Annotated in this window: 8 protein-coding genes and 1 tRNA gene; 4 read left to right on the forward strand and 5 right to left on the reverse strand. The window is 35.8% G+C overall.

Annotated elements, in window-relative coordinates:
* Positions 1-3: 3 nt before the first annotated feature.
* A tRNA-Asn gene (locus tag HMPREF2764_RS06880) sits at positions 4-77 on the forward strand.
* Positions 78-117: 40 nt separating this feature from the next.
* Here HMPREF2764_RS06880 and HMPREF2764_RS06885 read toward each other — a convergent pair.
* Entirely contained in the window at positions 118-660 is a 543-nt protein-coding gene (locus HMPREF2764_RS06885; protein WP_001158275.1) for a TetR/AcrR family transcriptional regulator, read from the reverse strand.
* Between the two features lie 127 nt (positions 661-787).
* Between HMPREF2764_RS06885 and HMPREF2764_RS06890 the strand changes: the two genes are divergently transcribed.
* Complete coding sequence (locus HMPREF2764_RS06890; protein WP_070528307.1) at positions 788-3,430, forward strand: YhgE/Pip domain-containing protein; 2,643 nt, start codon at positions 788-790, stop codon at positions 3,428-3,430.
* Between the two features lie 26 nt (positions 3,431-3,456).
* On the opposite strand, the gene HMPREF2764_RS06895 is transcribed toward HMPREF2764_RS06890, so the two are convergent.
* Together HMPREF2764_RS06895 and HMPREF2764_RS06900 are read right to left on the reverse strand one after the other, a co-directional pair.
* On the reverse strand, positions 3,457-6,000 hold the full coding sequence (locus HMPREF2764_RS06895; protein ID WP_020902302.1) for a YfhO family protein: 2,544 nt from the start codon (positions 5,998-6,000) through the stop codon (positions 3,457-3,459).
* Positions 6,001-6,059: 59 nt separating this feature from the next.
* Positions 6,060-7,682, reverse strand: a complete 1,623-nt coding sequence (locus HMPREF2764_RS06900) for an ATP-binding cassette domain-containing protein (protein WP_000958774.1) — start codon at positions 7,680-7,682, stop codon at positions 6,060-6,062.
* A gap of 205 nt (positions 7,683-7,887) precedes the next feature.
* On the opposite strand from HMPREF2764_RS06900, the gene trpS reads away from it, so the two are divergent.
* Both trpS and guaB read left to right on the forward strand, forming a co-directional pair.
* A complete protein-coding gene (gene trpS, locus HMPREF2764_RS06905) occupies positions 7,888-8,913 on the forward strand; it encodes a tryptophan--tRNA ligase (protein ID WP_070528310.1) in 1,026 nt (341 codons plus the stop codon).
* 151 nt (positions 8,914-9,064) lie between these two features.
* Positions 9,065-10,543, forward strand: a complete 1,479-nt coding sequence (gene guaB, locus HMPREF2764_RS06910; protein WP_000073418.1) for an IMP dehydrogenase — start codon at positions 9,065-9,067, stop codon at positions 10,541-10,543.
* Positions 10,544-10,592: 49 nt separating this feature from the next.
* Here the strand turns inward: guaB and recF are convergent, their stop codons facing one another.
* On the reverse strand, positions 10,593-11,690 hold the full coding sequence (gene recF / locus HMPREF2764_RS06915) for a DNA replication/repair protein RecF (protein WP_070528313.1): 1,098 nt from the start codon (positions 11,688-11,690) through the stop codon (positions 10,593-10,595).
* 2 nt (positions 11,691-11,692) lie between these two features.
* On the reverse strand, positions 11,693-12,061 hold the full coding sequence (gene yaaA, locus HMPREF2764_RS06920) for a S4 domain-containing protein YaaA (RefSeq protein ID WP_070528317.1): 369 nt from the start codon (positions 12,059-12,061) through the stop codon (positions 11,693-11,695).
* Between the last annotated feature and the right edge of the window lie 67 nt (positions 12,062-12,128).

The raw sequence follows: 12,128 nt of genomic DNA on the forward strand, positions 1-12,128 counted from the left end.
TTATCCGCCATAGCTCAGTTGGTAGTAGCGCATGACTGTTAATCATGATGTCGTAGGTTCGAGTCCTACTGGCGGAGTATAGATAAAAGGGAACACAGTGTTGTTCCCTTTTTTGCATCAATTTGTATCACCAAGCATCTTCATAAGGAAGTCTGTTATTTCTTGAGGACTTTCTTTTTTTCCATGTGCAATCCAAGTTTGGCAAACACCAAAAAGTGCGTGAGTTAGATAGATGCTACTGTATTCTAATTCAGTGGTATTGAGATTCAGTTGCATAAAGCGTTTTTGTAAATCTGTGCTGAGCATGATATGAAGTTTATTTCTTAAGAAATTTTGGATTTCTTTGGTCCCATTTTCAGAAAGAAGAGCAGCCAGAAGTGGTTCTGACTCTAGATATTCAAAGACTTCTAGAATAGCGTCTCTTTTGTGATGAGCATGTTTTTGAAAAATATATTCAAATGTATGAAATAGCTTGCTTTGATAGTGCTCAATCATATCATACTTATCCTTATAGTGAGTATAGAAGCTGGAACGACTAATTCCGGCTTTTTCTGCTAACTTGACAGTAGAAATTTGATCAAATGGCTGTTCCATCAGTAATTGTACCATAGCATTTTCAATAGTTCGCTTTGTTTTTAAGCGTTTGTTACTTTCTTGCATACTTCCTCCTTGTGAACAAATTAGACTATGTGTCTAAAAATTGATTTTTTATCTTGTAATTTAGATTTTTTAATGTATAATCTATTATATCAAAATTTTAGACAATATGTTTAAAAAAGGAGAAACTATGTTTAAAGAATGGAAAGCAATTTTTAAAAAACCAACCTTTATTATTGTCATGATAGGAATTTCTCTTATTCCCGCTCTGTACAATATCATATTTTTATCCTCAATGTGGGATCCATATGGTCAAGTGTCTGACTTACCTGTGGCAGTTGTCAATAATGATAAAGAGGCCTCTTATAATGGTAATAGCATGTCTATAGGAAAAGACATGGTGTCTAATTTAGAGCAAAATAAATCATTGGATTTTCATTTTGTAGATGAAGAAGAAGGTAAGAAGGGTCTAGAAAACGGTGATTATTATATGGTAGTCACTTTGCCAAGTGACTTGTCTGAAAAAGCAGCTTCTATTTTAACGGATCACCCTGAGCAAATGCAAATCGATTATCAGACTTCAAGTGGTCATAGCTTTATTGCCAGCAAGATGAGTGATTCTGCAATGACACAATTAAAGCAGAGTGTTTCTACCAATGTAACCGAGACCTATACTAAAGCTTTATTCAACAAAATGGTCGATTTAAAGGATGGTATGAGTCAAGCAGCTTCTGGAAGTGAAAAACTAACTGATGGAGCGAATCAGTTAGTGGCAGGAAGTCAAACATTAACTATTAACCTAAACTCTTTAGCAGCTTCAAGTTTAACATTTTCAAATGGAACGGAGCAGTTTACTAAAGGATTATCCTCTTATGTCTCTGGTGTTGAACAACTTCATCTTGGCTTAGGGAATTTTAATAGTGGTTTAGTTACATATACTGGTGCAGTGAGTCAATTAGATAGTGGGTTAGGTCAATTATCTTCTAAAAGCCCTGAATTAGTGAGGGGAATTAATCAATTATATACTGGTGTAGAATCTTATACTGGCGGTGTTTCTAAGCTCAATGCTGGTCTTAATCAATTTTCATCTGGTGTTAGTGCCTATACAAATGGAGTGGGAAATCTTGCAACAGGTGCTAATCAGTTATCTAATCAATCAGCTACACTTCGAATGGGTGTGGAGCAATTAAGTGAAGGGATTCAACAACTTTCTAGCAAGTTAGATACTTCGTCTGAGCAAAAAGATCAAATTAATCAATTATCTTCTGGTTTGAATCAGTTAAATCAAGCTATTCAAAATATTGATGTTGGAGATACAAAACAATTAGATTCTGTTTTATCAAGTATAGTATCTCTTTCTAATCAAATGTTAGCAAGTGTTCAGTCTGATAAAGCGACTACATTAGCCAATATTCAATCGACAGCAGCTTATCAATCATTGACAAGTGAGCAACAAGCTGAGATAAGCGCTTCTGTATCTCAAAATTCGACTGATAGTATTCAATCGGCTCAGTCAATTGTAGCTTTAGCTCAAGGTTTACAGGGAAGTTTGGAAAACTTACAAAATCAGTCTTTTAATCTTTCGACTTTAAAAAATCAAGCTAATCAAGTATTACCTATCGCTTCTAGTTCTTTGACAGAATTGTCAAGTGGATTAACAGAGATACAAGGAGCTGTTGCTAGCAAATTAGTTCCTGCCAGTCAGTCTATTACATCAGGTGTAAATGCATATACTGCAGGTGTTGATAAAGTTTCTCAAGGCGCAAGTCAACTAAGTGAAAAGAATTCCACCTTGACAGGTAGTTTGGACCAATTAGTTTCAGGCTCAACTACCTTGACACAAAAATCTTCTAACTTGACAGCAGGAGTTGGTCAATTAGTTGAAAAAACTCCAGAATTAGTGTCTGGTATTGAAAAATTATCAACTGGCTCCAGTCAATTGAATCAAAAGAGTCAAGAATTGATAGCAGGAGTTGATAAATTGCAGTCAGGATCTAGCCAACTAGCTGACAAATCCAGTCAGTTAATTTCAGGTGCTTCTCAATTAGAGAATGGAGCTAATAAATTGGCAGATGGAGCTGGGAAACTAGCAGAAGGTGGAACAAAGTTAACTTCTGGATTGGAAGGTTTACAGACAGGAGTTGCTTCTTTAGGACAAGGACTAAGTAATGCTAGTGATCAACTTAAATCAGCATCAACGGAATCTAAAAATGCAGAGATTTTGTCAAATCCACTCAATCTTTCCAAAACAGACAATGACCAAGTTCCTGTAAATGGAATCGCAATGGCTCCTTATATGATATCAGTTGCTCTCTTTGTTGCAGCAATATCAACGAATATGATCTTTGCGAAGTTGCCTTCAGGACGTCATCCAGAGAGTCGTTGGGCTTGGTTGAAATCTCGAGCTGAAATAAATGGTATTATAGCTGTTTTGTCAGGAATTTTGGTATATGGAGGAGTTCATCTTATTGGTCTAACGGCTAATCATGAGATGAGAACATTTATTCTCATTATCATAACAAGTTTAGTATTCATGTCCATGGTGACCGCTTTAACAACATGGAATAGCCGTATAGGAGCTTTCTTCTCTCTTATCTTGCTTTTATTACAGTTAGCATCAAGTGCAGGTACTTACCCACTTGCTTTGACAAATGATTTCTTTAGAGCCATTAATCCTTGGTTACCAATGAGTTATTCAGTTTCTGGATTACGACAAACAATCTCTATGACAGGAAATATTCATCATCAAGTCATTTTCCTTGTTGTGATATTAGCCCTATTTACTGGTTTAGGTATGCTAGCCTATCAACCTAAGAAAATGGAAGAATATTAAAAAAATCGACCAACTGGTCGATTTTTTTATGTCTTAGATGACTTTTGTCTGTGATTATAGATTCCAAATAGTAAGAGAGAAGTAAAGGAACAGATTGCTCCAGTAATAAAACCATTGGGAATGAAGGAAAGTGTAATAGTTCCTTTCCCCTTAGGAACATCAACTTTCATAAATCCAGTTTGAGTTTGTTTAATTTCTATTTTCTTACCATCTTGGTAGGCAGACCAACCTTTGTCATAAGGAATGGTGAAGAAAATAGATGTATCTTGTTGGACATCATATGTAGCAAAAACCTTGTTTTTAGAAGTTGATACTGTTACAGGTTGTTCTTTGATTTTTTGAATAGCCTCAGTTAAAGTTTGGGTATCTAAACGATAGAAGGTAGGAGATTCAAATGATACTTGTGAATTTCCAGGGAAACTAACATTGATATTGAAAGTTTTTTTCTCTTTTGTATAGCCTAGATTAAAGAAGGAGAAGACATTATCAGTTGTAAAAGTCTTTTTTTCACCATTTACAAGGATGTCAACCTTCTTTTGTTTATCATTAGAAAAGTGAAGATTTGTGAAAGAAAGATAAATTTGGCTGTTTTCTGGTACTTCAATTTGATACTGGATTGCTGCATCTTCATTTGAAGAACTTGTAACACTAATCAAATCATCAGTATTTTCAGTTTTTTCATAAGGGATTGGAGAAAAATAATCAAAATTGACGTTAGCAAGTTGATTTAAAAACGAGGCCTGATTATCCAAGGTATGTTCATTGAACTTGACATCATTGTAAACAGATTGACTAGCAAATGCAATCGGAAGAGAGTATTGATTTTCATATAGGGTAAGATTATCTTTTTGATAGATATCTTTAAAACCATACTTATCAATAGGACTGTCTGAGATATTGTACTGGATTCCAAATAAACTATCAGCCAAAATACTATTATTGCCATAACGGAGATTGAGATTAGTCCCAGAGGATTTAAACCCAAGTTTATCCAAAGTAGAGCTTGCTGAACGATTTCGAACAGATGAAAATTGAGAGATTCCATTGTAGTTGAATTTCATACTGTCATTTCCTGTCTGAGTTTGTAGTTTTTCAGTACGAGTAAATTGATTTCCAATATCTGTTGAGAAAGATTCCATAGCTGGGATATCTCGATTATATGAACTTCGAGAAGCAAAACCCCATTCTTTAGCAATTCCGTCCATTTGAGATGAAGCATTTAAACTCATTTCAACCATTATAAATAAAGAGATTAGAATGGCAAATAGATTTACAGAGATAAACTTTTTGATAACTGCAAGGAGTAAAAGCGAATAGACAATCAAAAATTCAAGAGTAAGCAGAATATTCAAATCTGTTAAAAAAGAATAATGCGATTTTAGATAGATGGTAGCTAAAAATCCTGTTACTATAAGAAAAAGCGAAACTAAAAAATTCCAGATTTTAATTTCTTTTAGACGATTTAAGACTTCCGCTGCTGTGTAAATTAACAAGGTAGAGAAAATCCAAGCATAGCGATGTAAAAACATGTTTGGAGTATGCATGCCTTGCCAAAATAAATCAAGAGCTTCAATATAAAAGCTTGCAATTAGAAATGTAAAGAAGATTGCATAGATAAGTTTCACGTGAAACTTAATAGTTTTCAGTGTAAAAAATAAAATAGTCAAAATAAAGGGAAGTAGTCCTACAAAAATCATTGGAATAGCCCCATACTTGGTTGTATCAAAGGAACCAATGAATTGCTTAGCAAAAAGATCAAGATACCAGCTACTTTCAGTTTGAAACTTTGTAACTTCAGTCAATTTTTCCCCATGTGTCTGTAAATCAAACAGAGTAGGAAGAGTCAGAATCAAACTAGCCATACCAGCTAAAACGGAGGTGATTATGAAATCAAGAAAAGATGATTTTCGGGTTTTAAAGTCCCAAGAAATTTGACAGAGATACCAGAAAATAAGAAACAATGCTGTCATATAGCCAAAATAATAGTTTTGGATAAATAAGATTGACAGACTTGTAAAGTACAATAGGAATTTCTTTTTAGTGATGAGTATCTGTAAACCAGTTATAATTAAAGGAATCAAGATAAAAACATCTAGCCAGGTTTTTATCTCTAATTGACTGACAGTGAAACTCATCAGAGCATAGGAAGTAGATAAAGCTAGTTTTAAAGGATTAGGAATCGATTGAAATAATTTATTTAAACTAAAGTAAGTTGACAGTCCAATCAATCCAAATTTTAAGAGAGTTGTCAGATAGACAGCATCTGGCATATTAGTTAGATCAAAAAAGTAAACTAGTGGTGAAAGGAAACTACCCAAGTAATAACTAGATAGGGCATAGAAATTCAATCCGAGGCCACTTGTAAAGGTGTAGAACAAACTACCATTTCCGTGTAGGATATTTCTTAGAGCTATATCAAAAATAACGTATTGATGAAACCCATCTCCTAATAGTGGAGATGTATCGCTATTCCAGTAGATACCTTGAGATAGATATACTCCTATCATAATGATTATGGGAATGATGAAAGAAACAAAATAGGTCCAATATGTTTTAAAAAATAATTTCATGTTACCTCATAAAATGTTAGAAAACTCAGCTGGTTAACCCAACTGAGTTTTGAATTTTTTTAGTCTTTCCAAAGTTCTTTAACTTTTGCTTGTACTTCTGCATTCTCTAGGAATTCATCATAGGTTTCATCGATACGGTCAATGACGCCATTTTTAGACAAGACAATGATATGGTTGGCTAGAGTTTGAATAAACTCGTGGTCATGGCTGGCAAAGATGATTGATTCTTTAAAGTTTTTCAATCCATCATTCAAGCTTGAGATAGATTCCAAGTCCAAGTGATTGGTTGGATCATCAAGTACAAGGACATTTGATTTTAAGAGCATGAGTTTTGAAAGCATGACACGAACTTTTTCTCCCCCTGACAAGACATTTACAGGTTTGTTAACCTCATCTCCAGAGAAGAGCATACGGCCGAGGAAGCCACGTAGGAAAGTATTGTCATCTTCTTCTTTACTTGCGAATTGACGCAACCAGTCAAGGATTGACTCTCCTCCTGCAAAATCTGCCGAGTTATCTTTTGGCAAGTAAGAACGGCTAGTAGTAACTCCCCACTTGACAGTTCCTTCATAGTCAATGTCTCCCATGATTGCACGGATTAATGCAGTCGTTTGGATGTCATTCTGTCCAATAAGCGCTGTCTTATCACCTGGACGCAAGATAAAGCTGATATTATCTAAAATAGTCTCACCATCAATCTTTACAGTTAGATTTTCTACTGTCAAGAGATCATTACCAATTTCACGTTCCGCTTTAAAGTTGATAAATGGATATTTACGACTAGATGGAACAATTTCTTCTAGTTCAATCTTATCAAGCATTTTCTTACGTGATGTTGCTTGTCTTGATTTAGAAGCATTGGCAGAGAAACGAGCAACGAATTCTTGCAATTGCTTAATTTTTTCTTCTGCTTTAGCATTACGGTCTGCTAGCAATTTAGCAGCTAGTTCAGAAGATTCCTTCCAGAAGTCGTAGTTTCCGACATAGAGTTTGATTTTTCCAAAGTCAAGGTCGGCCATGTGAGTACATACTTTGTTTAAGAAGTGACGGTCGTGGGATACTACGATAACGGTGTTATCAAAGTCAATCAAGAAGTCTTCTAACCAAGTAATCGATTGGATGTCCAAACCGTTGGTCGGCTCGTCCAAAAGAAGAACATCTGGTTTACCAAAAAGTGCTTTGGCGAGGAGAACCTTTACTTTTTCACCGTTGGCCAATTCACTCATATTTTGATAGTGCAATTCTTCTGGGATATTTAGGTTTTGAAGGAGTTGAGAGGCTTCACTTTCTGCTTCCCATCCTCCAAGCTCGGCAAACTCACCTTCAAGTTCGGCAGCACGTACTCCATCTTCATCTGAGAAATCTTCCTTCATGTAGATGGCATCTTTCTCTTTCATGATGCTATAAAGTTTTTCATTTCCCATGATAACAACATCAATGGCACGCTCATCTTCATAGTCAAAGTGATTTTGACGAAGAACAGAGAGACGTTCATCTGGACCAAGAGAGATGTGACCAGTAGTAGGTTCGATATCTCCGGCTAAAATTTTTAAAAAGGTAGATTTTCCGGCACCATTAGCACCAATTAATCCGTAAGTATTTCCTTCTGTAAATTTGATATTGACATCATCAAAAAGTTTGCGATCACTAAAACGTAGTGAAACATCAGATACTGTAAGCAATGTTTTTCTCCTATATGTGTAATATATTTATTCTACTAGAAAATACGGAAATATTCAAATTTTTATCTGTCAATTTTGTGTAAATTAAATTTACAGCACACTTTACACAAATCCGTAAATAGCAAGGCTGATTTATTTTGATAAATTACGGTTATTTCATTAAAAAAATGCTATAATTGAAGGGACTATATCGAAGGAGAACAAAATGACTAAACCCATTATTTTAACAGGAGACCGTCCAACAGGAAAATTGCATATTGGACATTATGTTGGAAGTCTCAAAAATCGAGTATTATTACAGGAAGAGGATAAGTATGATATGTTTGTGTTCTTGGCTGACCAACAAGCTTTGACAGATCATGCTAAAGACCCTCAAACCATTGTAGAGTCTATCGGAAATGTAGCTTTGGATTACCTTGCAGTTGGATTGGATCCAAGTAAATCAACTATCTTTATTCAAAGCCAAATTCCAGAATTAGCTGAGTTGTCTATGTATTATATGAATTTAGTGTCATTAGCACGTTTGGAGCGCAATCCAACTGTCAAGACAGAAATTGCTCAGAAAGGATTTGGAGAAAGCATTCCGACAGGATTCTTGGTCTATCCAATAGCTCAAGCAGCTGACATCACTGCTTTTAAGGCTAATTATGTTCCTGTTGGGACAGATCAGAAACCAATGATTGAGCAAACTCGCGAGATTGTTCGTTCTTTTAACAATGCATATAACTGTGATGTCTTGGTAGAGCCGGAAGGTATTTATCCAGAAAATGAGAGAGCAGGGCGTTTGCCTGGTTTAGATGGAAATGCTAAAATGTCTAAATCACTCAATAATGGTATTTATTTAGCTGATGATGCGGATACTTTGCGTAAAAAAGTGATGAGTATGTATACAGATCCAGATCATATTCGAGTGGAAGATCCAGGTAATATTGAGGGAAATATGGTTTTCCATTATCTAGATGTTTTTGGTCGTCCAGAAGATGCTCAAGAAATTGCTGAAATGAAAGAACATTATCAACGAGGTGGTCTTGGTGATGTGAAGACCAAGCGTTATCTACTTGAAATATTAGAACGTGAACTTGGTCCTATTCGTGAGCGCCGTATCGAATTTGCTAAGGATATGGGAGAAGTTTATAATATGCTTCAAAAAGGTAGTGAAAGAGCACGTGAAGTTGCAGGTCAGACCCTATCTGAGGTTAAAGGAGCAATGGGACTTCATTACTTTAACTAGGTTTATTTCACAAGAAACTATCATTTCTATCTCAAAGAAAAGATAGTTTTTTATTTACCCCTGTAACATTTGACAAATTTTTATAGAATGGTATGATAGATACAATATAAAAAGAGTCAAGCTCAAAAAGAAAGAAAAGAGGAAACTTCGAATGTCTAATTGGGACACTAAATTTTTGAAAAAAGGTTTTACCTTTGATGATGTATTGCTTATTCCAGCTGAAAGTCATGTGTTGCCTAACGATGCAGATTTAACAACTAAATTGGCAGATAATTTGACTTTAAATATCCCAATTATTACCGCTGCCATGGACACAGTTACAGAGAGTCAAATGGCCATTGCTATTGCTCGTGCAGGCGGTCTCGGAGTTATCCATAAAAACATGTCAATTGCTCAACAAGCAGACGAGGTTCGTAAGGTAAAACGTTCTGAAAATGGTGTTATTATTGATCCGTTCTTTTTGACGCCTGAACATACAATTGCTGAAGCAGATGAGCTTATGGGTCGTTACCGCATCAGTGGTGTTCCAGTTGTTGAAACACTTGAAAATCGTAAATTGGTTGGTATTTTGACAAACAGAGATCTTCGTTTTATTTCAGATTATAACCAACCAATCTCAAACCATATGACTAGTGAAAATCTTGTTACTGCTCCTGTGGGTACAGATCTTGCAACAGCTGAGAGCATTCTTCAAGAACACCGTATTGAAAAGCTTCCTTTAGTAGATGAAGAAGGTCGTCTTTCTGGTTTGATTACTATCAAAGATATTGAAAAAGTTATTGAGTTTCCAAATGCTGCTAAAGATGAGTTTGGTCGTCTTCTAGTTGCAGGTGCAGTAGGTGTTACTTCAGATACATTTGAACGTGCAGAGGCTCTTTTTGAGGCAGGAGCGGATGCGATTGTTATTGATACTGCACATGGTCATTCTGCAGGTGTCTTGCGTAAAATTGCTGAGATTCGTGCTCACTTCCCAGATCGTACTTTGATTGCTGGAAATATTGCAACTGCTGAGGGAGCGCGCGCACTTTACGAAGCAGGTGTAGATGTTGTCAAGGTTGGGATTGGCCCAGGTTCTATCTGTACTACTCGTGTGATTGCTGGTGTTGGTGTTCCACAAGTAACAGCTATCTACGATGCTGCAGCTGTTGCGCGTGAATATGGTAAAACGATCATTGCTGACGGTGGAATCAAGTATTCTGGAGATATTGTAAAAGCCCTTGCTGCAGGTGGAAATGCAGTTATGCTTGGATCAATGTTTGCTGGAACTGATGAGGCTCCAGGCGAAACTGAAATCTTCCAAGGACGTAAGTTTAAGACATACCGTGGTATGGGATCAATTGCTGCTATGAAGAAAGGTTCAAGTGATCGTTACTTCCAAGGTTCTGTCAATGAAGCAAACAAACTTGTTCCAGAAGGAATTGAGGGTCGTGTTGCTTATAAAGGTGCTGCAGCTGATATTGTCTTCCAAATGATTGGAGGTATTCGCTCTGGTATGGGTTACTGTGGTGCAGCTAACCTTAAAGAACTACACGATAATGCTCAATTTATTGAAATGTCTGGTGCTGGTTTGAAAGAAAGCCACCCTCACGATGTACAAATTACGAATGAGGCACCAAATTATTCTATGTAAAAGAAATGAAAAGAACTCCTGCGAAAAAAGGAGTTCTTTTACAATGTTGTCAATTTCTATTTACAGCAACTTTACCATCCTGAATAGTGAAAATACTTAGATTTTCTGGTAGATTTTGAAGATGATCTAAGCTTGTTGTTGTAATAAAGGTTTGGATTGAATGAGAAATCGTTTCTAATAATTTTAACTGTCTAGTGTTGTCAAGTTCGCTCATAACATCGTCAAGTAATAATATCGGAGATTCTGTAGTAATACTTTCCATTAATTCGATTTCTGCTAATTTTATAGAAAGGACGAGACTACGATGTTGGCCTTGACTTCCGAAACTAGCATCCATCCCATTTATATAAAAAGAAATGTCATCTCGATGAGGACCAACACCGGTGTTCTTTTTAAATAAATCTCTGGACCTACTTTTTTCTAAAGCAATTTTGAAAGATTTTGATAAGTCTTCTTTGTCAGTTGGCTTTACAGAAGATTGATAGGCTATTGACAACTCTTCAATCTGATTAGAGAGTTCAAAATGTTTCTTACGGCCAAAATGCTCTAGTTTTTTTATAAAATCTAAGCGGTGATTCATTACACGACATCCATAATCGACTAGCTGATCATCTAGTACTGAAAGGAAGGTTTCATCTATTTTTTGAGCTGATTTTAGATAGGTATTTCTTTGCTTAAGAATATGGTTATAATTGGTTAAATCTGATAAATAGATTGGCTTAATTTGCCCAAGCTCCATATCAATGAATTTTCGTCGAACTGAAGGTGCTCCTTTAATTAGTTGTAGATCTTCAGGAGCAAATAGGACAACATTCATGTGTCCGACATAATCTGACAGGCGTGCCTGTTTTAAGTGATTAACTTTTGTCACACGGCCTTTTTGTGTTAGTTCGATTTCGAGAGGAATGGATCCAGTATTTTTCTGAACGAGACCTGAAAGATGAAGTTGTTCCTTATCAAAATGAATGAGATTTTTATCTGTTCGAGTTCGATGACTACGTGTTAAGGCTAAAAAATAGATAGCCTCTAACATATTTGTTTTTCCTTGTGCGTTGCTTCCTAAAAAGACATTTAATTTAGGATTAAAGTCTATTTTCGTCTCTTTGTAGTTACGAAAAGATTTGAGAGATAGGTGTTGTAGCCACATGATTATCTACCAGGGAATCGTGGAGCTTGTTTGCTTTTGGTCGATGAAGTAGGTTTAGAGTTGTCTTTTTTTACTCCTTTATTCATCTCCTTGACAAGTTTAGCGATTCGTTCTTTTTCAACTTTATCAGCTTGATATTCCTCTTGCTCCTCAGAAGTAGGTTGTGTCAACAAGATGTCAATATTCATGTCAGGGATGTCAACTTTATCACCAATACGAAGTTTTTTACCACGACGATTTTCTAATTCCCCATTAAAGTAAACAGAATGTTCAGAGAGAAATGATTTGATAGCTCCTCCGCTATGTGTAATTCCAAGTTCTTTGAGTAGTGCTTGGAGGGTAATAAATTCTTCAAATAATTTGTATTCCATAATTCACCTCAATCTTTGGTATTATACCATATTTTCCTAAAAATAGTGAGAGAAACAAGGAGTAATG

This window comes from Streptococcus sp. HMSC073F11, from assembly GCF_001810785.1.
Classification (GTDB): domain Bacteria; phylum Bacillota; class Bacilli; order Lactobacillales; family Streptococcaceae; genus Streptococcus.